Raw genomic sequence first — 20,249 nt, forward strand, 5'->3', positions numbered from 1 at the left:
AACGGTCCCACCAGCTACCCACACCCGGTGCCGCTGGCACCGCCACACGGCGGCGTCACCAGGGGCAGCGGCAGGCCGCCGCAGGCGTTCGGGCAACCGCAGGACCACGCGGCGAGCGGCGACCTGGACCCGCACGCTGTAAGGGAAATCCGGGAGTCGGTCGCGGCCCGGCTGGAACGCGTCGCCGCTGGGGAGACCCATCTGGACACGCCCCTGTCTGCGGAGGAGCAGCAGACACGCATGCGCGCGTACGTGGCCGAGGAAGTCGCTTCTTGGGTGCAGCGTCGCGCCACTGCCGGACAGGCACCGCTGTCGGTGGAGGCGGAACGCCGGTTGACTCGCGCGGTGGTGGCCGCGTTGTCCGGACTGGGCGGGCTGGAGGAGTTGCTGGAGCGCGAGGACGTGGAGAACATCCACGTTCACGGCTGCGACCGCGTGTTGCTCGAACTGGCCGACGGATCGATCGAGCCGTGGCCACACCCGGTGGCCGATACCGACGCCGAGCTGGTCGAGATGCTCGCGGCGATGTTCGCGCGCCAGGGCCAAACGTCGCGCGAGTTCAATGCTGGCCGCCCGCTGGGAAATCTTCGCATCGGTGCTGGCGGCCCGCTGGGTGCTCGGGTCGCGGCCGTGATGGAAGTCAGCGACCGGCCGCGAGTGGCGATCCGCCGCCACCGCCTGGTCGACGTCACCCTCGACGACCTCGTGGCCAACGGCACGCTCGATCCGGTGATCGCGTCGTTCCTGCGTGCGGCCGTGCGCGCGGGCTGCAACGTGATCGTCTCCGGCGGTCCTGCCGCGGGGAAAACCACGCTGCTGCGCGCGTTGTGCACCGAGATCCCGGACTACGAACACGTCGTGACCGTCGAGGAGGAGTACGAACTCGGCCTGCACATCGGCGCGCGCCCCTTGGTCACACCGCTGGAAGCCCGGCCGGCCAATAGCGAAGGGATCGGCGAAATCACTCTGGACGATCTGCTCAAGCAGACTTTGCGGCACTCGCCGAGCCGGGTGATCGTCGGGGAAGTCCGCGCCGGAGAGGTCACCGCGATGCTGCGGGCCCTGGGTAACGGCGCGACAGGCGGGATGTGCACCCTGCACGCCACCAATGCGTCCGCCGTCTTCGACCGGATCGGGGCGCTCGGGCAGCTGGCTAGCCCGCCGCTGGCGATCGAGGCCGCCCACCAGTGGACCGCCTCGGCGATCGACCTGGTCGTGCACGTCGCCCGCACCGACCACACTCACCTCGGAGCGCACCACCGACAGCGGTTCGTCTCCGAGGTCATTGAGGTCGGTCCGGTCGGTGATTCCGGCCACCCGGACACCACCAGGATCTTCGCCCCGCGCCCTGCCGACGGTCGCGCGGTTCCCGCGTACGCCCCCAGCCGTGACCTGTTAGAGCGCCTGGAGCGGCACGGCTTCGACCGCGCCCAGCTCGACACCGCCGGTGCGGGGGCAGGCGCCGGAAACATCACCGGTTTCCCGGAAGGAGGCCGGCGATGACGAACGTGTGGCCGGGCTTGCTCGGCGTCGTCGCCGTGCTGGCCCTCGCGTGCGCGGTTGCGGCGATGCTGCCTCCTGCCCCGCGGAAAGCCGGTGGTGGCGTTCGAGGTTCCGTGCCGCAGCGAGCGGCAGGCTGGCGGGAGCGCCTGGCGCGGCTTCCGCTGCGGCGGGTTGCTGTGGCGGTGGTCGGGGGCGTGGTGGTGTGGTGGGCCACTGGCTGGCCGGTTGCGGCGATGGTGGCCGTCGCCGGGGCGGTGACCGTGCCGATCCTGGCCCGCGGACACGACGCGCAGCGACTGATCGCCCGCTTGGACGCATTGGCAAGCTGGGTACGGCGGCTGGCCGACATACTGGCCTCCGGCGCGGGCGGGCTGGAGCAGGCGATCACCAGCTCGGCCCGCACCGCCCCTGACGCCTTGGCCACCGAGGTCGAGACCCTCGCAGTGCGGCTGCGCACCCGCGGCCTAGAGCAGGCGTTGCGCGCGTTCGCCGACGACGTCGGCGACGAAGCCGCCGACGAGGTCGTCCTCGCCCTGATCCTGCGCGCCCGCGCCGGTGGACGCGGTCTGGTCGATGTTCTCGACGCGAAAGCCACCGCCCTCGAACGGGAGGTTGTGGCCCGCCGGGACATCGAAGCCGACCGTGCGAAACCGCGCACCGATGTGCGCGCGATCCTCGGCATCACCGTGGTCTTGCTGGTCGGGTTGGTGTTGTTCGCGCGGGAGTTCCTCTCGCCCTTCGACGGAGTGCTGGGCCAGGTGGTCATGGCCGGGATCGGGGGTTTGCTCGGCGCTGCCGGGTGGTGGATGAACATCCTGATCCGCACTCGCCGTCCCGCCCGGCTGCTCGGCGTCTCCTCCCGGACCCCAGTCGGCGCACCGAAGCCGAAGCGCTCGCTGACCGTGGTCACCAAGCCCGACGCGGAGGCCCTGCGATGAGCCCGGGTATCGCTGCCGCTGTTCTCGGTGCCCTCGCCGGGATCGCGCTCGTGTGCGTGATTCTGGCGTTGGTACGGCCAGCACCGGTCAACCTGGCCGCCGCGGTCGCGGAGCTGGACGACCGTGCCGCGCGTCGCGTAGACGGAGCTGCGCCGCTGGGTCGTTGGTCGGTTCGACTGCACCGCCTGGCCGGGTACTCGGCGCGGTCATCGAACCGGTGGTGGGGCATTCCGGCTGGCGACCTCGACGTGCTCGACCAGACTGCCGAACGTTACATCGTTCGACGCCTGGCATGGGCTAGCGGCGCCGCAGCAAGCGTCGTGGCGGTGGCGGGGCTGGCGTGGTTCGGCGGCGTCGGTTTCCCCGGCACTGTAGTGATCCTGGGCGTGCTGGTCGCTACGGTGGCCGGGTCGCTGGTGCCAGTGCTGGCCGTGCGCGAGGACGCCACTCGGGCACGAGAGGAGTTCCGGCGCGGGGTCGCCGCGTATCTCGACCTGGTGGCCCAGGAACGTGCGACGGGCCGCGCCCCGAGCCAAGCACTCGCCGAAGCTGCCGCAGTGGCGGACTCGTGGGTGTTCGCGCGGATCAGTCGCACACTCGGCCGGGCAATGCGCGCCGGGCACACCCCGTGGGAAGCCCTATCCCGGCTTGGCAAACGGATGGGTGTCGTCGAACTCGCCGACCTGGCCGACATTCTGTCCACCGCCGCTGACGGCGCTGCCATCTACAGCACGCTGATCGCGAAAGCGAGCGCGCTGCGCTCGGCCGCGCTCGCCGCCGACAAGGCCGACGCCAACGGGCGTTCCCAGCGGCTCGCGCTCCCAGTTGCCCTGTTACTGGTCGCGTTTCTCCTGCTGGCCATCTATCCAGCCTTGCTCCGGCTGCTGACAGCCGGTGGTTAGCCGCGCAGCCAGAGACGATCGCCTAAAAACGTTGCACACCAAGGAGTTGAACATCCATGACCGAGATCCTGGAACATTACCTCACCACGGCGCGGCGTCGCCTTGCACAGCTCGCGCTGAGTCTCGGCGGCGCAGTGATGCTGTTGTTCGTCACCGTCACGGCCCGCTGGGAGCGTGTGCGCACCACCGGTGATCGCGGATCGGAAAGCGTGGAGAAGGCCGTCCTGGTGGCCATCGGGCTCGCTGTGGCCATCGGACTCGGAGTCGCGATCCGCGCCGTGGTGCAGCAGTTCCAAGGCCAGATCAAGTGACGAGACGAAGGAGCCGCAATGCCCACCAGCGAGGAGATCGAACGTCGTGTCGCAGAGGCCGACGCACCCCGCAGCGCCAAGCGATCCGCTGCGGCACAACGAATCGGCGATCTCGCCACGCGTCACGCCGAGATCGCTGCCCAGCTGAACGACGTCGAACGCGAACTCGGCGAGGTCCTCGCCGAATCCAGCGACGTCATCGATATTGACGAGCTAGCCCAGTTCACCGAAGTGCCTGTCACCGACCTCGCCCGCTGGCTCGATGCGGGCAAACCGGCGCCTGCGAAGCGAAAGAAGCCCGCCAGTAGCGGCTCCCGCGCGAAGAAAACCACGCAGCCGCCGAAAACCACCACCGCGAAGACGGTGCCCACGCCACGTCCCCTCGCTGCGGCTCCACCACCCACCGCGGACACACTGGCGGCAAGTAGCTCGGCGGCCCAGTGATGCGTACCAGCGGGCTCAGCTACCGGGGACACCCACAGGCGACGAAAAGCACCGGCACAGCTCAGATCCGCGACCGCGGAGCAGAGTCCGTCGGCTTGGCCATTCTGTTTCCCATTGCCCTGGTGTTGATCCTCTCGGCAGTGCAGGGCGGCTTGTGGTGGCACGCCCATGCCGTCGCCGCGCAAGCCGCCCAGGCCGGAGTGGAGGCTGGACGTCCGGTCGGTGGCACAACCGCCACAGCGGCCGAGGCCGCGCGCTCGTTCGCCACCCGCGCCGGCCGCGGCGTCCTCACCGCCCCCGAGATCCACGCCACCGTCACCGCGGACACCGTGCAAGTGGAGGTGTCGGGCACCGCCATCCGGTTGGTACCCATCCCAGGCCTGGACATCCGCGTCGCCGCATCCGCGCACGCGGTGAAAGAGCGCTTTACCGTGCCCGCGCTGGCGGCTGGAGACGGCCCATGAGGTCCCGAAGCCGGACACGCCATGGGTGGTCGCGCTGCTGGAGTGACACGGGTTCAGTCAGCGTCGAAGCCGCGGTTCTAGTGCCTGCTGTGCTCTTCGTCGGGCTGCTGATCATTGCCGGTGCCCGGGTCAGCTCGGCACAGCAAGCGGTGGACAACGCCGCCGCCGCAGCAGCGCGAGCTGCTTCGATCGCGCGCAGCCCCGACGCGGCACAACAGGCCGGAGCCCGCGTCGCCCGTGAACGGCTCGACCGCGAGGGCCTGACGTGTCAAACCTCCAGCGTGTCGGTCGACGCCAGCCAGATCGCGGTCGGCCGTGCCGGACAGGTCCGGGCAAGCCTGACCTGTCAGGTCGCGCTGAGCGATCTCGCACTTCCGGTCCCCGGCGGCACGGACACGATTACGAGCACCTTCACCAGCCCCACCGACCCCTACCGAGGCATCCCATGACGCCCCGGACAACGCCGCGGGACACGGGTTCGGTCAGCGTGATAGTTGCCGTCCTGGTGCCCGCGCTGCTGCTCGTCTTCGCCTTGGTGGTGGATGGCTCTGCGCGGCTGCGCGTCATCGCCCGCGCCGACGCGCTGGCTGCCGAAGCCGCACGCGCGGCCAACACCGCGGTGGACACCCGCAGCCCCGCGGTCAGCATCGACACGACGACCGCAGCGCGCACCGCCGCCGACTACCTCGCCCGTGCCGGGTATCCCGGTCAGGTCAGCGTCGCCGGACCGCGCGCGGTCCGCGTGACCGTCACCGTCGCCGAGCCCACTCCCATCGGGTTGCTTGGCGGTACCGCCGAGGCCACGGGCACCGCGTTGGCCGAACTCGGCGTCGGCACCCGGACCGGCGACCTGCCATGACCACCGCACCAGCACAGCGGATTCGCGGGGCACTCGCCGCGCTGGCCTTGCTCGCCTTCATTGCCGGGATACCGTGCGGACTCCTCGCGCTCGGCGCCGACCCCGCCCGCCTGCTTCCCGACCATTGGCCCGACCCGGCTCCGATCGGCCAATGGCCCGAACGGATCTGGAACACACTGCGGTGGGCGTGGCTGACCGGCGACCTCGTGATCTGGCTGGTCGTGGCGGTGGCGTGGGCCGGCTGGTTCTTGCTGACTCTCTCCGTCGTGGTCGAGTTGATTCGCCAGACGGGGCACGGTGTCCGTACCGCCCGCGGTCTGCTGCGCCGGGTGCCGCGTGGCCGATGGATCGCCGGACTGGTGGCCGCCGTTCTCGTGGCCACCTCCGCCAGTACCGCAGGGGCATCGACAGCCCCGGCAACACCGGTTGCGGCCACCGCGCCGCCATGGCCCCACGAACACCCCGTCACGGCAGCCCGGGTCTCCGCAACGGACACCGCGACCGACCAGACTGCGGAGACCGTCGGCACCCCGACCACGCCGTCTCCCGCGGCGGCGGGAACGGACGACGCCGTGCCCTACACGGTGGTGCACGGCGACACCTTGTGGGACTTGGCCGAACGCCACCTCGGCCGTGGCACCCGCTACCACGAGATCGTGCGGCTCAACCCCGCCCTGCTCGCCGACAGCCCCGGAGACCTGGAACCGGGATGGACGCTGCTGTTGCCACCGGACGCCGTCGCCTTGCCTCATCCCTCGGACATCACCACAGCGAGCGGGCGCACCGTCACCGTCGAACCCACCGACACGCTCTCGGCCATCGCGGAACGCGAACTCGGCGACCCGGATGCCTGGCCCGCGATCTTTGACCTCAACGCCGGCCGCACCCAACCTGACGGCCGCGCGCTGCGGCACCGCGACCAGATCCTGCCCGGCTGGCACCTCGTCCTTCCCGCTCAGACGGCACCACCACCCGTGCAGCCACCAGAGCAGCCCGCGACGCCACCGAACAGCCCGACACCCGCGCCCGCCCCAGAAGGCCCGGCTACCTCCGCCGAGCAGCCCGCCCCGCCGCACGCACCTCGAGGAGAACAGCCGGACATGCCCAAGGCACAGCCCGGAACCGGTATCGCACTGCCGACCGGTGCGTTCGTCGGCCTCGGACTGGCTGCCCTGATCACCCTCGCGGTGATCACCGTCCGACTCCGGCGCCGCCGCTGGTACCACCCCGGCGCACGCGACGACGCTGACCCTGCCGGCCTCCCGGTCGTCCGCGCACTGCGCATCGCCCACGACACCGCCGCGCCCCAGCCGGCCGACGACAACCCGGCCGCTGCGCCCGCACCACCTGGACATCCACGACCGGTCGACATCCACGCCCGCGACCGAGCCCAGGCCACGGTCCGTGCTGTGCTCCCGGCACCCCAGAACACCTCGCTCGGCGTACGCGACGGGCACGCCATCGCGCTCGACCTCGCCAGCACGCGGGGACTGGGACTCACCGGTCCCGGTGCCTACCCCGCCGCACGGGCCTTGATCATGACCCTGCTCGCGCAGGCCACCAGCGACGGCCTCGACGCCATGATCGTGATGCCCGCCGACGATGCCCGCGTGCTCTTCGGACACGACCTGCCGGATCCCGTCCCGGACCGGCTCCTCGTCGTCGACGACCTGCCCGCGGCGCTGGCGACGTTGGAGGCCGAGCTGGTCGCCCGCACCGACACCGGTGACCTCGCGCGGGACGACTCACCAGCGAACACAGCGTTTTCGCGCGGCGACACCGGACCTGCCGTGGTGGTGGCCACGCCAACCGCGGACACGAACCGGCGCGCGCAGGCGGTCCTCGACAACGGCGCGCACCTCGGTTTGGCTGGAGTGTTCCTCGGCCCCTGGCACCCCGGCGGCACCGTGCGCGTGCGCGACGACGGCACCGTCGAAGCGACCAGCCCCACCCTGAGCGACGACTTGGCCCGCGCCCGACTGTTCACATTGCCGGACGCTGACGCCCGTGACCTGCTCGCACTCCTGCACGAGGCCGAGCCCGGCCGCAACGACCCGATCCGAGACCGCACCGTCGCCAGCAGTGCCGTGGAACCGGGCACACAGCGGCAAAGCGGGGCCGAGAGCACGACGGCGAGTCCCGAGCCACCCGTCTTCGAGTACGAGTTCGCTACGGTACCCAACGCCGCAGCCGTGACCGCACCGACGGAGACCGCAAGCGACAACCGCGGCGAGAACCCGACGACCGGACCGTCCGGACCGGCTGGATCAGAAACGACCGAGCCATCCCCGCCGGAGGTCAGCAATCACCCGCGCCCGTCGGCCGCCCGACGCGACGACAACGCAACGACCGCGCTACGCCCGGCCACAGAACCAGCCCCGGTCCCGCCGCTGCACCTGCAGGTGCTCGGCCGGCTGCACCTGACCAGAGCGAACCCCGAGCCCCGTGACCTCATCGACGTTCTCGCTCCGCGGCAACGCGAGATCCTGGTCTACCTGGCACTGCACCGTGACGGGTGCCGACGCGAAACCCTCAGTGCCGCGCTCTGGCCGGATGCTCCCGGCGAACGTCCCTACAACAGCTTCCACGCGACCCTGTCCCAGCTGCGCCGCGGCCTTCGCCGGGCAGGCAACGACGACACCCTCGACATCATCGTCAACCAGGACAGCCACTACCGGCTCGACCAGACGATCCTGACCGCCGACCTTTGGCGGCTCCAGGACGCCATCACCGCCAGCCGCCAGGCCTCGGCAGCAGAGGCCGTCGCGGCGTCGAACCGCGTCACCGAGTTGTACCGCGGAGACCTCGCCGAAGGCATCACCGCGGACTGGATCGACGGGCCCCGCGAAGCACTCCGGCGCGACGTCCTCGACGCGCTCAGCACCCTGATCCGCAAGATCAGAACCGACACCCCCGAACAGGCGCTCGCCCTGTTGGAACAAGCCCGCCACCTTGACCCCTACAACGAGGCGATCTACCGCGACCTCATGCGCGTCCAAGCGCGACTCGGCCAGCACGACAGCATCCCACGCACCCTGCACCTGCTCACCACATCGCTGGCCGACCTCGACCAACGCCCCGCCCCAAGCACTCTCAGCCTCGCAGACGCCCTACAGCAGCCGAGAAATCAGGTATCCAACCGGCAAGCCAGCTAAACGAACCCAGCACCTCACGCAGGAAATAGCCTCGATTTTATTGCGACCCACCAGTTGTCGGCTGTCCAACACGAGCCAACCTCGTTATACTGGGCTGATTCATCGCGGATACTTTGAACGCTGTGATGCGAGCTTGTTCGTGTGATTCGGGGAAGCAGCGGCGGCAGCCGCGGAGGCGATCCGCAGCGCGACCCGAGGCCAGTACTCTGCCGCGTGTACAACCGGCACGGAGTCGGCGGCGAGCCCGTAGGCCTCTCGCCCGTCCACCTTCCTCTCCACCTTCCTTTCCGTCTTCCTTTCCGGACTCCCACTAGAGAGGAAGGGGCGCGTCAAAGCCTTGTTGCAGGCCAACGCTGGGCAACCCCTTCCTCCGTGTCCCCCGACTTCGGTGCCGGCAGGCACGTGAACAGTCGGCTTGGGTGGTGTGTTGGCTATCTGATGCTCGCACTGCCTTCGGTCCGCAAGTCCCGTTCTGCTGTAGCCAGCTTCTTCTTTATTTTCCTTCTCCACAGCTTTCCTTCCATTCTTCTTTTTTAATCCTAAGTGGTCGCATGGCTCTTTCTGCCTTTTCCTTGCGCGCAAGATAAAACCTAACGATACAGAAACCTGACTCATAGATGTTGACAACCATATTAACGGCGTGGCCGCAAGTGGTGCGACTCGGAAACCGCAAGATATCCAAAGAGAAATTCGTACTGAATCCAAGCTGTGCGGGTCGTGGGCGCGGGCGCTGGCTGCCGCTGTGCGGGTCGTGGGCGCGGGCGCTGGCTGCCGCTGTGCGGGTCGTGGGCGCGGGCGCTGGCTGCCGCTGTGCGGGTCTTCTCTTCCTCTGCGTCTTCCCAGCTCAAGGGCCTGACCGGCTCTGAGCAGCGAGGTCGACGCCGAAGGTAACGGCGAGATAACGGAACCCGGCTGAAGCTTGAAAGTGTCTAGGCAGTGTGTCAACCTAGACATGTAACCGAGACAGGCCGGAAGGGGTGAGACAGAGAAGGGCGTGAGGACCGGGACACGGCGTCCCGCGAGCGACCTCCTTCCTTTCTTTTCCTTAAAGGTTTGGTCGTTACGAACCATAAGACCCGCATAGCGCGGGCAGCGGCTTGGGCCGCGCGGACAGCAGCGAAACCGTGCAGGGCAGTAGTGGGGAACGACGCGTAGCCAAACGCGCATTTCTAGTCTGAGATGCGTAGTAACTGCGCTTGCAGCCCCGTTATGTGAATCCCTTGCTATAGAGCGGAGTAGCGCGCATAAAAGGCATGCCTGCCAGAGGTGTGTCCCCAAGATAACTAAATGGTGGTCTAGCACCGAAAAACGTCACAACGTGTGGGCGTCCGGATTGTGTAAAGCGGTTGCCGACATTGAACGACACTCTCTCAAGCGCGTTGCGCTTCTGTCATTCATAGCACGCTATGTCTTAACGGGCATGGTTCCCTGCGTTGTGCACTAGACATAACGGCTTCCCCTTGGGGAGGTTCAGGGAATGCGCTACCGGCCAACCGGGCGCTATCGCTTGCGATTCCGCATTGCACGGACATAGAAGATGATCCCCTTTGCATGACTCGCACCTGATGTGCCCACATTTCGGCCCGTACCAGTTCGCAACTGGCTTGAACCGCCGAATATATGCAACTACAACAAGATTGGAGAATCTGCCATGACTCGTAAGGACTTCAAAGAGATTGCGGATTCCGTACGTCGCGAAGTTGCCGCCGACGATGAACGAAAAGCGCTCGCCGACGCCTTGTGCGCGTACTTCAAATCGGTCAACCCCCGATTCAACCGTGACCGTTTCTTTGCCGCATGCGGCCTGTAATACGTACTCATCCGAACCCGCTGGGAGTGTCGATCATGAACAACGTTGAAATTTCCCTGTCCGACGATGCACACCTGTACTTCAGGCAGAATTTCCGCTACGGGGCATGGGACGGCGAAGACTGCGCCCGAGATAATGACTGGTCCGGTTTCGGATTCGTGCTCGGATCGGGTGGTGATCCGCTGCCGATTCCTGGCGACTACCTCACCGGGCACCAGTGCGCCCATTTGGCGGACGTGTCCAATGGGCAAGCGGCAATGCGGCTCATGGAGGAGGCCGCACCAGGTAAAGCGGCCGAGTGGAACGGTCTTCTTGCCTACGATTACGGCGATTCTGCCGCCTGTGAGGCCGCCGAGCGTATCGGTGCCGCTCTCGCCGGATACCCGCTGCTCGACGACGAAGACCTGTCGGAACGGGAATCGGAGAATGCCGCGCGGGTGCTGGTCGATTCCTACGATGTTCCGGAAGACGTCGCGGCCGACGTTGTGTCCGCGCTGAGCGATGACGGGCAGGGCTTGTGCACCGACTGTCACGGTTGGGATATCGACCACGTCATGTCCAATCTGGGCTACCGGGAATGCGCTGAATGCGACAAGTGGCTCGCGACAACGTTTGATGAGCCGCTGCATTACGACTGCGCCGAATACTACGCAGAAGACGACTGCGAATGCATTTCCGTCATGGTCGACGGATACCGGCACGGTAACCACACCGTGACCATGTCCGACGTCCGCGAAACCCTGCGCGGTTGTGAACACTGCTACCCCATTGTTCACCCCTACGGCAAAAACGTGGCGTAGTGAACAAGTCAACCGCGCAACAACAATCGAGGGAGACGCGCCCGTGAATACCAACAATCAACCCGCCGGAAACGAGCGGGACCGGCAGTATGTGATCTTTAGCGACTATGCAGACCTGTACGGAGTCCGGCGCGCTTATCAAGCGCTGTCCATCCTCGGGGCCGACCACGAAGTTATGGTGAGCCTGGTTGTTCGTTATCTCGCCGAATCAGGCCCCCGTAGTCACGAACAATCCGGCGACGAATCCATATTTGCCTACGCCACCGAATACGGACACATACGGGTTGTTCTCCGGTGGCGCGGATTATGGCGCGGGTTGGCGTTCTGTTCGGTCGAACCGGACGAAACCGAGGTATGGCATCGGCATTTCACCGATGCCGAACGATGGCTTACGCAACGCGCCGTACTGAATCAAGCGGAAGAAACCATGAAGTCTCACTACGGCGACTAGGCACACCGTGTTGTGTCGTTTCGGTGCCGCGCGCGTTTGCGTGCGGACGCCGTGACCGCATAACCGGTTTCCCGTATCACCTCCGATAACGAAAGTGGGTTCGTCATGTCCAAAGAAACCAGCGAATGGCTCAACAACAATGTTCTGATCGGGTTCACCGACAAGCGCGGGCACGCGTGGCACTACCGGGCTTCCGCGCAGGGCAGCGAGCCGAACCATTACCCCGGAGCTATCCCGGTCGCCGACGTGCAGCGCCGCCTGTTCCACTGGACCGCCGAACCGGAACCGGTGCTTGTGGCGGGCAAGTTCGGTCTGCGCCGCGTGCCCAACAAGCAGGCCATCACCACCTCGGATACCGGGGATGTCCTCGGGATCTTCGCCGACGGGTACACCGTGCACCAGTACCAGGAATGGCTACTGGACAAGGTCGGCACGATCCTGGATGACGGTCTGTCGATCGGTTCCGCGGGCCTGCTGCGCGACCGCCGACAGGCATGGGTGAGCGTGGAAGTGCCCGAGAACATCACCACGCCGGAAGGTGTGGAGTTCCGGCCGAACCTGGTCGCCTGCACCAGTCACGACGGCAGTCTCGCCACCACCTACAAGCGCACCGTGACCAACGTGGTGTGCGACAACACGATGTCGGCCGGGCTCCGCGAGTATGGCCAGCAGTTCAAGGTCAAGCACTCCAAGAACGGCAAGTTCCGCATTGTGGAGGCCCGCGACGCGCTCGCGATGGTCCACACCGTGGCCGAGGAATTCGCCGCCGAGGTCAAGGCCCTGTGCGAAACGACCGTGACCGACCAGGCATGGCGCGCCTTCCTGGACGCACACACCCCGGTGCCCGAGGAGAAGGGACGCGCCCGCACCACCGCGACGAACGAACGGGCAGCGCTCAACCGGTTGTGGAACACCGACAACCGCGTCAGCCCGTGGCGCGGTACCGCGTGGGGAGTGGTGCAGGCCATCAACACCTACACCCACCACGAAGCGATCGTGCGCAACGCCTCCCGCGCCGAACGCAACATGTCGCGCGCGGTGGACGGAAAAGCCGACGCACTCGACCAGGAAACCGTGACGACGCTCGGCAAGGTGCTGGCCTCGGTCTGAAAAGGACCGTCGCCGCTTCGGTGCCCGCGCGGCCATGCGCCGCGCGGGTGCCGTGGCCGCGAGATGGCCACAACCGGTGCCCGAACCAATTCCGGCGCACCACAAACCTCGACATAGGAAGGAAACACCCCATGGACATGCAGGCATTCGCGGCAGCGATGGCGGAAGCGCTCGACGGGACATGGACGGTCGAACCTGGCCACCACGGTCACCGCGACCGATACATCATCGGCCCAGATGGTGAAGTGCTTCACGTGTGCTACTCCGACTGGGAGAAGACACCACGGCTCAGGCTGTCCGCCAGCCTCCCGGCCAAACTGGCGACTATCCGGCACCGCCACGGAAACCCGGTGCCATCACACGAAATCACGGTTTCCCCGGCCAAGACACCGGAAACCGTCGCCGCCGAGACTGCCCGGCGGCTCCTGCCCGGCTACCGGGTCACCCTCGCGGAAACCCGCGAGCTGAAACAACGAATCGATGACCAGGCCGCCGAGCGCGACCAGCTCGCGCACGCCATCGCGGACCCGCTCGGCGCGACCGTCCAAACGCCCGGCCCCAGCCCGCTCGGCCACGACCCGCAGGAAGCCATCGTGCGCTACCAGGGGCCGCTGGCCGGCACCGTCACGGTGCCCCGCAACAGGAGGCACGTGGCGTTTGCCTTCTCGGTCGCGCCGGACGATGCCGCCAAGGTCGCCGCGTTCCTTGCGACGTTCCCACACACCGACCAGCCGACCGTTTCCGAACCGGAGAGGGTAGAGACACCAACGGAGTCGGGGATGCCGCACTTCACTCGCGACCAGGTTTCCCGTGCCGTCAACGACGGTGCCGACCTCGTGATCGACGAAGTGACGACGAGCGACCGTGACGACGACCTGATCAATCTCGTCGTGAACGCCGCGCTCACCCGCCTCGACAACCCCAGCGCTGACCTGGACCAGGTCATCACCGAGTGCTACGACACCGAGCCCTCCGAGGTCCGCAGCTGGTGGAGCGAATGGTCCTGACCACCCAGCCCACCAGGTTCAATCCAGAAAGGACAGAAGAATCATGAGCAAAGGCATGATAAGCGGCGAGTGTGGGACGCCGGGGTGCGAAAACATCGCTACTGGAGTCTCCATTGCACTTTCACGGCCGCGTCTCTTCCGGTGTTTCTCGTGCCTCGATTGCATCAACGCGCTGGCCCCGCGCTGGACACCCGGGATGACCGACCGCGACGCCTACGACGCCCGTACCGATGCGATCGGCGAGATGGACGCGGACACCCTCCGCAGCGAAGCGGCACCGATCCTCACGCGACTCACCACGGCCCGTGACGCGTACGCCCGGGTGGCCGACCTGATCGGCGCCACCGCCGCACGGGACCTCGTGAGCGCCATCGTCGACGCAGGAGACCGCGTCATTGACGTCACGGTCACCAACTGGTGGGCCGCGTACCGCTGGCCCGAACGCCACCGCGCCACCGCCCCCGAGCGTGAGCGGTTCGCCTTCGCCCACGCATGGCCGATCACGGTCAACGGACTCGGAATCGGCACCGTTCGCCGCATCACCGAAGGGGGCCGCGAGCGCTACACCGCCCGCGACCTCACGGGCGGCAGCATCCGGCCCGACCTTCCCGCTGCCGAGGAACCCACCTACGGCACACCGCACGAGGCCGCGCGCGCACTCGCCGCATGGGCCGCCCGCATGGGTTGGGACCAGGACCACTGACCCGCCCGGGATTCCGGCGGCCTGAACAGGACGGCCCGCACCACAGGCGAAACGAAGCGAAGGAGGCGCATCGCCATGTCCTTGGGAACTCTGACAATCCACCACGACTACGAATCCGGCACCACCGTCGAGGGAACCACTCGTAACAGTCCCGCGCACTTGGCGCTGAAAGCCCATCCGTCGTGGACCTGGTCTCGCTACGCCACGGCGTGGCTGTTGCGATCCTCTCGGCATCGCCAGTCCAAGCCGTACGCCCTCGCCGAGATCGAGCGCGTGCTCACTGAAGCGGGCTACACCGTCGAGCGCGACATCGACGACACGATGCCCAGCGTCGAGCAGCAGGAAACCGATCTCGCCGACCGGATGGACGACCGGGTCGACCGGCTCACCGAGCGCTCGGGGAAGCATCAGGCCAAGGCCAACGCCACGCGGGCGAAAGCCGACTACGTGTTCCACAACATCCCGATGGGCCAGCCACTGCTGGTCGACCACTACAGCTACAAGGCCGACCGCAACCGTCGCGAGCGCGCGTGGAACAACCTCGGCAAATCCATCAAGCAGGGTGAGTACGCCGACGAGCTGGCGCGCCGCGCCGAGACCGCGTCGCACCACATGGGTGCCCGCCACAACCCGGTCACCGTGGCCAATCGGATCGAGAAGCAGGAAGCCGACCGTCGGCGTCTTCAGCGCGAACTCGACGGCGAACCGGGCTGGGTGACCGAGACCGACGAGCACGGCCACCCGCGGCACCGCTGGGGAATCCAGCACCCCGGCGAGGAGCGCGCGGTCTACCTGCGGCGCGAAATCACCGCCCTCACCGAGCAAATCGACTACTGGAAGGGCATCTACACCCAGCTCCAGGCCGAGGGCAAGGCGTCCACGCTGGGTCCGGACACCGTGAGCAAGGGCGACTGGGTGCTCTACAACAGCATGTGGATGCGGGTACGGCGGGTCAACAAGAAGTCGGTCACCGTGCCGAACCCGGTCTTTCCACCGCCACGGCCGGGAGAGAAAGAGGCCACCTGGACCGTCGCCTGGCACAAGCTGCGCGGCCACCGCACCACTGAGCAAATGCCGCCGGAAGTCGTCGAGGCGTACGAGGCACCCGGCACCGACCGGATCAACTGATGCACGTACTCCGAAACCCGACCCATCCACGAAATATGGGCCACCGCGCACGCAGGCGCGCATCTAATCATTTCATTCCCAATAGTAAGGGAAATCGCCATGAACACCTCGACCATCGTAACCCCGGCCACTCGACTCAACTGCGGACACAATCCGGTGCCCGACGGAATCGGCACCGGATTCGCGACCGACCCCGCTACCGGCGCGACCATCTGCTACGCGTGCGCCGACGAACGACAGCGCGACGCCCTCAACCACGCGACCCGCTTCGCCGCCTACGTCGCCTGCGACAGCGCCACGCTCACGACCTGGTCAGGCGGGCATCTCGCCACCATCGACCCGGCCGACCGGCACCAGGCTGGCGAACGAGCCACCACGCCCACCGGGCACCGCTGGACCCGCTTCACCTGGCACGCCACCGACGGCGACGGCGGCAGATGGTTCGGCGTCAACGGTGGACCGGGCCTCGTGGTCTTCCTCCGCCGCCTCCGGGTGTGCGCCTGGCAAACCGAATTCGGCGACGGTCGCCCGCCGCGCTACTGCCACCGGCGCGCAACCCGGCAGGCCAGCAGCGCACCGCACACCCTCTACTGCCGCCAGCACGACCGTATGGCGCGCGATCTCTATGCCTGGACCACCCAGCCGATCACCTCCACCCGATAACCCCTTTGTGCAAGGAAAGGATCTGCCATGTCCACACCGAATCTCACCGCGACAGACGGAGAGGTGTACGTCGCACTCGCCGACACCACACAGGTTTTCCCAGCAACCATCGAAGACGAGCGTTGGAACGGATTCGCTGTGCCCCGGTTCCGGCGCACTGTCGCCGAGGCCATTGCCTTGTGGCTCAACACGATGCACGACCACGATCCCGACGAATGGCCCGACACAGCCACCTTCGACGGCGATGTGCTGACTGTCCTCGAAACCGAGGAGCACAGGCCGGATCGGATCGAGCCGGACGAGAACGACCGCTACGCGATCGGCTATCGCGGGTGGTGCTGGGAACTCACCGCTCCGCCAGCCGATCCGCAGGCTGATGCCGGTCTGCTGGCCGACTCCGCCCGGCTCGTGCCCGAGGACGGCGAAATCCTGGTCACGATCAACATCGACGGTACGGACCCCGTCTTTCCCGCGCTCGCCTCGGAGAATCACGGGTGGAGCAGGGCCGGATGCCCGCGTTTCCGGCGCACCGTAGCCGAGGTGGTCGTCGCCTGGATCAGCGACACCGCCCGCAAGTACCCGGAGGGATCTGACCTCGCCTACTGGGAGGGCGACACGATCGTCATGGTCGACCACCAGGCCATCGGCGAGGACGGATACCTGCCTGCCCGGATCACCGCCGCCGAGGACGGCCGCTACTCGATCGGAGCCACCTTCGAGTGGGAGCGCGCGGACTGACCGGGCCGGTAGCCGACCGCGATGCCGGGGCCCGGCCATCGCGGGCAGGAGGGGGCCGTCCCTGACGGCTCCCTCCGCCTTTTCAACCGCGCGGCTGTGCCGCGTAGATGACAGATCGAACGACACCGGAAGCAAAGGAAAGCCATGCATGCCAAGTCAAATCGCGTACGTCCACTCGGGCCTGTCGCTATCGACGAACTAGACCCGGCGATGTTCGCGGGTGACGGTGAGCCCCGCGACACCGCCAACCAGGACGACATCGTTCACGACAACACCCGCAAGGCCGGATTCGCGGCAACGGCCATTAACGCCTATGCCGCGCAGGTCGGTGGCGGCTACGAGACCTTCCACGCCCTCATGGGCGACTTCTTCGCAGACCTGCACCACCTTGCCGACGCCCTCGACATCGACCTCACCGCTGCCATCAGCGACGGCCGGGACGACTACCTGGCCGAGATCGGCCCCGATCGATAGCCGCCGATCAGCAACAGGCCCGGCGGGAACGGAAGAAGGGAAAGGAAACAGCAATGACGGATGTGAAACTGACCAAACTCACCAACGATAATGTTCGGGCGCTCAGGGAAACGATGAGCAGCGAGCAGGCGGCGAAAGTCCGGCTGACCGCGACCACTGCCGTCTTCGAGATGAGCGCGGAGGAGGCCGCGATCATGGTTTCCTACTTGCAGAGTCAGGCGGCCCAGGACCATGGGGCCACGGGCCACCCGTACAAGTCGCTCACGGCCGTGCGACGGAAGCTGGAAGCCCTCGAAGCCTCCGAATCATCGGCGACCGCGTCAGCCCTGCCCTCGCCGCCTCCACAGAAGGCGCCGCAGGCCCTGGCCGAACTGCTCCGGCTGGATAGCAACGAGTAGTGGGCCGGGCCGGCTTCGCGGCCGACCGAGAAGCCCGCCAGCATCCTGCGCAAGAACCACCACCCGCATCCTGGCCCGTCGGTCGCACGTCGCTCTCGGCCACATGAGTGACAAACAAATCCGCCTGTGGGGACGGCATCCGACGTCGTCCCCACAGGCCCGCTGTCCTGATTGGAGATCCTTATGAGCGCCCAAGAATTCCATATCTCGTGGACATTCATGCAGAAGTTCGCGATGACACTCACGGTGAGCGAAGCCCGCGCCGTCTTCACGCCCGATCCGTCAGCCGTACACCAAGACACGGACCGCGCCCGCCAGCAGCTCGCAGTGAGCGCGACGATCGAAGAGCTGCGGGACCTGCTGCAGAAGAACCCGGCTGTTCTCTACGACGCGATGTGTTCTGTGGAGGACGACGAGGTCGAGCACGTGCGCCGCCTCGACAGCATCGAGATCGTCGGGTGAGCGCACATGGGCCACCACGACTGCCACGAAAAGACGGATGACCCGGACCTGGCCCGCTACGACATCATTCTGGTGAATTCCAGTGGCGGCAAGGATTCCCAGGCGATGCTCGACGTCGTCTGCCACCGCGCGGCTGACGCGGGAGTTCTGGACCGGATCACGGTCCTGCACTGCGCGCTGGGACGCGTCGAATGGCCAGGAACCGCGGACCTCGCTAGGCGGCAAGCCCTGCACTACGGCGTCCGATACGAGGAGCGCCACCGCGAGCAGGGAGACCTGCTGACCCAAGTCCGCCAGCGCGGACGCTGGCCGTCGGCCACAGCTCGCTACTGCACCTCTGACCAGAAGCGCGGCCCAGCAAGGAAACTCATCACGCAGTTAGTCAACGAGCTAGGCGCGATCAACCGGCCCGCTCAGGTGCTCAACTGCATGGGCCTGCGTTCCCAGGAGTCTCGCGCACGTTTGAAGAAAGCGAAGCTGAGCCGGGATAACGCCGCGAGCAACGGCCGACGCGAAGTCAGCACGTGGCTGCCTATCCACGAGTGGACCGAAACGGAGGTATGGCAACATATTCGCGCTAGCGGTGTGCCCTACCACCCCGCTTACGACGCCGGAATGCCCCGGTTGTCGTGCTCTCTGTGCATTCTCGGGAGCCGCGCCGATCTCCTGCGCGCCGCCCGCCTTCGGCCAGACCTTGCGGCCGAGTACGCCCGGATCGAGGACGAGATCGGGCATCGGTTCCGCAACGACATGTCGATGGCGGAGATCATCACGGCCGCAAATCCTTAGTGGACCGTGCCTGTTCTGGGGGTCCTCCCGAGGTCCGATAGTCCGCTGTTCGTATCACTAACGTTGAGAACGATTGAGGTTCGCCATGCCTGCATCCGATGACATCGTCCGCGCACGACTTTTCTTGATGCGCGCGACTGAGCCACCCACGCAATCCGTCGGCGCCTACACCGCAGTTCACGGCCCAGTGGAGGCCGCCGACCGGATCCGCGCCGGTTGTGCACCCCCGGCGGTGCTCGCCGAGGTCGTCCACCCCGAGCCCGATCTACGCGACGACCTCGCCGCACTCGAGACGGGGCATGCCAGGCTGCTCGCCCCCGAGGACGACGGCTGGCCGAACGCGGCGGCCCACGACCTGGCCGCCTCCGGCACGGGAGCACCGCTGGGCCTGTGGGTGCGCGGTGACCCGCAGCTCGGAGTTCTCACTGCCGGTCCGGTGGCCGTAGTCGGCTCGTTGGCTGCCAGCCCGTATGGCGAGTACGTCGCTGCGGAACTCGGGCGAGGCATCGCCGACCGGGACATCGCCGTTGTCAACTGCGCCGGGTTCGGGGTCGAAGCGCACGCGCTGCAGGGTGCCCTGAGCACCTCCGGACGCGGGCGGTGCCTCGTCGTGCTGGCGTGCGGGATCGATGTCGAGTATCCCGCCGACCACGGTCCGCTCTTGCGGGAGATCATGGACTCCGGCGGAGTGCTGGTCACCGAGTACCCCCTCGGCACGAAGCCTCGCCGCACTCGTGCCTACGCACGGCAACGCCTGGTTGCCGCGTTGAGCGAGGCGACCGTGATCGTCGAGGCCGGCCGACGCAGCCCGGCCCTGGGTGTTGCGCGTACGGCGTCGAGGCTCGGCCGCCGCGTCTACGCGGTCCCGGGACCGGTCACCTCGGCGAAGTCCGCCGGGACCAACGAGCTGCTGCGTACCGGGATGGCGACCGCCGTCACCTGCGCCGACGAGGTCGCCGCCACCCGCGGACTCCGATGACTCGCCGGAACCCGTTGGACCAGGCCAGCAGGGGTGTGTGGTTAACCCGTGTAAAAGGGAGACACACAACCCAGCTGACCCGCGGGGGTGTCGTGTACGTTTGGATGGGGAGACACGGGCGAAAACTAGGGGGGGCACACCCCCAGGGAGCGCCAAACCCC

23 protein-coding genes are annotated in these 20,249 nt (G+C 67.1%); all 23 read left to right on the forward strand.

The window, feature by feature from the left end; all coding sequences use genetic code 11:
- Nucleotides 1-27 precede the first annotated feature (27 nt).
- Nucleotides 28-1,503, forward strand: coding sequence for a CpaF family protein (locus ACWGIC_RS05555; RefSeq protein ID WP_452074692.1), 1,476 nt, complete (start codon nt 28-30; stop codon nt 1,501-1,503).
- A complete protein-coding gene (locus tag ACWGIC_RS05560) occupies nt 1,500-2,441 on the forward strand; it encodes a type II secretion system F family protein (RefSeq protein WP_452074693.1) in 942 nt (313 codons plus the stop codon). The genes ACWGIC_RS05555 and ACWGIC_RS05560 overlap by 4 nt, the downstream gene beginning before the upstream one ends.
- Nucleotides 2,438-3,343 (forward strand): type II secretion system F family protein, encoded by a 906-nt coding sequence (locus ACWGIC_RS05565; RefSeq protein ID WP_452074694.1) that lies wholly within the window; start codon nt 2,438-2,440, stop codon nt 3,341-3,343. Before ACWGIC_RS05560 ends, ACWGIC_RS05565 begins: the two co-directional genes overlap by 4 nt.
- A 56-nt stretch (nt 3,344-3,399) precedes the next feature.
- Nucleotides 3,400-3,654, forward strand: a complete 255-nt coding sequence (locus ACWGIC_RS05570) for a hypothetical protein (RefSeq protein ID WP_452074695.1) — start codon at nt 3,400-3,402, stop codon at nt 3,652-3,654.
- Between the two features lie 18 nt (nt 3,655-3,672).
- Nucleotides 3,673-4,098: a hypothetical protein gene (locus ACWGIC_RS05575; RefSeq protein WP_452074696.1), complete on the forward strand. Its 426-nt coding sequence runs from the start codon at nt 3,673-3,675 to the stop codon at nt 4,096-4,098.
- A gap of 95 nt (nt 4,099-4,193) precedes the next feature.
- Complete coding sequence (locus tag ACWGIC_RS05580; protein ID WP_452074697.1) at nt 4,194-4,562, forward strand: TadE/TadG family type IV pilus assembly protein; 369 nt, start codon at nt 4,194-4,196, stop codon at nt 4,560-4,562.
- The gene (locus ACWGIC_RS05585; protein ID WP_452074698.1) at nt 4,559-5,011 is read left to right on the forward strand and encodes a TadE/TadG family type IV pilus assembly protein; all 453 of its coding nucleotides are present in this window, start codon (nt 4,559-4,561) and stop codon (nt 5,009-5,011) included. The genes ACWGIC_RS05580 and ACWGIC_RS05585 overlap by 4 nt, the downstream gene beginning before the upstream one ends.
- On the forward strand, nt 5,008-5,421 hold the full coding sequence (locus ACWGIC_RS05590) for a hypothetical protein (RefSeq protein WP_452074699.1): 414 nt from the start codon (nt 5,008-5,010) through the stop codon (nt 5,419-5,421). The genes ACWGIC_RS05585 and ACWGIC_RS05590 overlap by 4 nt, the downstream gene beginning before the upstream one ends.
- Entirely contained in the window at nt 5,418-8,576 is a 3,159-nt protein-coding gene (locus ACWGIC_RS05595) for a BTAD domain-containing putative transcriptional regulator (RefSeq protein WP_452074700.1), read from the forward strand. The genes ACWGIC_RS05590 and ACWGIC_RS05595 overlap by 4 nt, the downstream gene beginning before the upstream one ends.
- Nucleotides 8,577-10,227: 1,651 nt before the next feature.
- Entirely contained in the window at nt 10,228-10,386 is a 159-nt protein-coding gene (locus tag ACWGIC_RS05600; RefSeq protein WP_452074701.1) for a hypothetical protein, read from the forward strand.
- Between the two features lie 35 nt (nt 10,387-10,421).
- Nucleotides 10,422-11,186: a hypothetical protein gene (locus ACWGIC_RS05605; protein ID WP_452074702.1), complete on the forward strand. Its 765-nt coding sequence runs from the start codon at nt 10,422-10,424 to the stop codon at nt 11,184-11,186.
- A gap of 43 nt (nt 11,187-11,229) precedes the next feature.
- A complete protein-coding gene (locus ACWGIC_RS05610) occupies nt 11,230-11,637 on the forward strand; it encodes a hypothetical protein (protein WP_452074703.1) in 408 nt (135 codons plus the stop codon).
- A gap of 105 nt (nt 11,638-11,742) precedes the next feature.
- Complete coding sequence (locus tag ACWGIC_RS05615) at nt 11,743-12,747, forward strand: DUF932 domain-containing protein (protein WP_452074704.1); 1,005 nt, start codon at nt 11,743-11,745, stop codon at nt 12,745-12,747.
- A gap of 158 nt (nt 12,748-12,905) precedes the next feature.
- Nucleotides 12,906-13,754 carry a hypothetical protein gene (locus ACWGIC_RS05620; protein ID WP_452074705.1) on the forward strand — a complete coding sequence of 283 codons (849 nt, stop codon included), beginning with the start codon at nt 12,906-12,908 and terminating at the stop codon, nt 13,752-13,754.
- 196 nt (nt 13,755-13,950) lie between these two features.
- On the forward strand, nt 13,951-14,457 hold the full coding sequence (locus tag ACWGIC_RS05625) for a hypothetical protein (RefSeq protein ID WP_452074706.1): 507 nt from the start codon (nt 13,951-13,953) through the stop codon (nt 14,455-14,457).
- 75 nt (nt 14,458-14,532) lie between these two features.
- Nucleotides 14,533-15,585, forward strand: coding sequence for a DUF3560 domain-containing protein (locus ACWGIC_RS05630; protein ID WP_452074707.1), 1,053 nt, complete (start codon nt 14,533-14,535; stop codon nt 15,583-15,585).
- 99 nt (nt 15,586-15,684) lie between these two features.
- Nucleotides 15,685-16,248: a hypothetical protein gene (locus ACWGIC_RS05635; RefSeq protein ID WP_452074708.1), complete on the forward strand. Its 564-nt coding sequence runs from the start codon at nt 15,685-15,687 to the stop codon at nt 16,246-16,248.
- A 27-nt stretch (nt 16,249-16,275) separates the two neighbouring features.
- Nucleotides 16,276-16,986 carry a hypothetical protein gene (locus tag ACWGIC_RS05640; RefSeq protein ID WP_452074709.1) on the forward strand — a complete coding sequence of 237 codons (711 nt, stop codon included), beginning with the start codon at nt 16,276-16,278 and terminating at the stop codon, nt 16,984-16,986.
- A 144-nt stretch (nt 16,987-17,130) separates the two neighbouring features.
- Nucleotides 17,131-17,460: a hypothetical protein gene (locus ACWGIC_RS05645; protein ID WP_452074710.1), complete on the forward strand. Its 330-nt coding sequence runs from the start codon at nt 17,131-17,133 to the stop codon at nt 17,458-17,460.
- A 53-nt stretch (nt 17,461-17,513) separates the two neighbouring features.
- Entirely contained in the window at nt 17,514-17,858 is a 345-nt protein-coding gene (locus ACWGIC_RS05650; protein WP_452074711.1) for a hypothetical protein, read from the forward strand.
- A 183-nt stretch (nt 17,859-18,041) separates the two neighbouring features.
- Nucleotides 18,042-18,320: a hypothetical protein gene (locus tag ACWGIC_RS05655; RefSeq protein WP_452074712.1), complete on the forward strand. Its 279-nt coding sequence runs from the start codon at nt 18,042-18,044 to the stop codon at nt 18,318-18,320.
- Nucleotides 18,321-18,326: 6 nt separating this feature from the next.
- A complete protein-coding gene (locus tag ACWGIC_RS05660; protein WP_452074713.1) occupies nt 18,327-19,109 on the forward strand; it encodes a phosphoadenosine phosphosulfate reductase domain-containing protein in 783 nt (260 codons plus the stop codon).
- A gap of 85 nt (nt 19,110-19,194) precedes the next feature.
- Complete coding sequence (locus ACWGIC_RS05665) at nt 19,195-20,088, forward strand: DNA-processing protein DprA (protein ID WP_452074714.1); 894 nt, start codon at nt 19,195-19,197, stop codon at nt 20,086-20,088.
- Nucleotides 20,089-20,249: the final 161 nt, after the last annotated feature.

This window comes from Amycolatopsis sp. NPDC054798, assembly GCF_053611505.1.

Coding starts and splice junctions, on each gene's coding strand:
- ACWGIC_RS05560 (WP_452074693.1), top strand. CDS start 1,500: ATGACGAACGTGTGGCCGGGCTTGCTCGGCGTCGTCGCCGTGCTGGCC.
- ACWGIC_RS05565 (WP_452074694.1), top strand. CDS start 2,438: ATGAGCCCGGGTATCGCTGCCGCTGTTCTCGGTGCCCTCGCCGGGATC.
- ACWGIC_RS05570 (WP_452074695.1), top strand. CDS start 3,400: ATGACCGAGATCCTGGAACATTACCTCACCACGGCGCGGCGTCGCCTT.
- ACWGIC_RS05575 (WP_452074696.1), top strand. CDS start 3,673: ATGCCCACCAGCGAGGAGATCGAACGTCGTGTCGCAGAGGCCGACGCA.
- ACWGIC_RS05585 (WP_452074698.1), top strand. CDS start 4,559: ATGAGGTCCCGAAGCCGGACACGCCATGGGTGGTCGCGCTGCTGGAGT.
- ACWGIC_RS05590 (WP_452074699.1), top strand. CDS start 5,008: ATGACGCCCCGGACAACGCCGCGGGACACGGGTTCGGTCAGCGTGATA.
- ACWGIC_RS05595 (WP_452074700.1), top strand. CDS start 5,418: ATGACCACCGCACCAGCACAGCGGATTCGCGGGGCACTCGCCGCGCTG.
- ACWGIC_RS05600 (WP_452074701.1), top strand. CDS start 10,228: ATGACTCGTAAGGACTTCAAAGAGATTGCGGATTCCGTACGTCGCGAA.
- ACWGIC_RS05605 (WP_452074702.1), top strand. CDS start 10,422: ATGAACAACGTTGAAATTTCCCTGTCCGACGATGCACACCTGTACTTC.
- ACWGIC_RS05615 (WP_452074704.1), top strand. CDS start 11,743: ATGTCCAAAGAAACCAGCGAATGGCTCAACAACAATGTTCTGATCGGG.
- ACWGIC_RS05620 (WP_452074705.1), top strand. CDS start 12,906: ATGGCGGAAGCGCTCGACGGGACATGGACGGTCGAACCTGGCCACCAC.
- ACWGIC_RS05625 (WP_452074706.1), top strand. CDS start 13,951: ATGACCGACCGCGACGCCTACGACGCCCGTACCGATGCGATCGGCGAG.
- ACWGIC_RS05630 (WP_452074707.1), top strand. CDS start 14,533: ATGTCCTTGGGAACTCTGACAATCCACCACGACTACGAATCCGGCACC.
- ACWGIC_RS05635 (WP_452074708.1), top strand. CDS start 15,685: ATGAACACCTCGACCATCGTAACCCCGGCCACTCGACTCAACTGCGGA.
- ACWGIC_RS05640 (WP_452074709.1), top strand. CDS start 16,276: ATGTCCACACCGAATCTCACCGCGACAGACGGAGAGGTGTACGTCGCA.
- ACWGIC_RS05645 (WP_452074710.1), top strand. CDS start 17,131: ATGCATGCCAAGTCAAATCGCGTACGTCCACTCGGGCCTGTCGCTATC.
- ACWGIC_RS05650 (WP_452074711.1), top strand. CDS start 17,514: ATGACGGATGTGAAACTGACCAAACTCACCAACGATAATGTTCGGGCG.
- ACWGIC_RS05655 (WP_452074712.1), top strand. CDS start 18,042: ATGAGCGCCCAAGAATTCCATATCTCGTGGACATTCATGCAGAAGTTC.
- ACWGIC_RS05660 (WP_452074713.1), top strand. CDS start 18,327: ATGGGCCACCACGACTGCCACGAAAAGACGGATGACCCGGACCTGGCC.
- ACWGIC_RS05665 (WP_452074714.1), top strand. CDS start 19,195: ATGCCTGCATCCGATGACATCGTCCGCGCACGACTTTTCTTGATGCGC.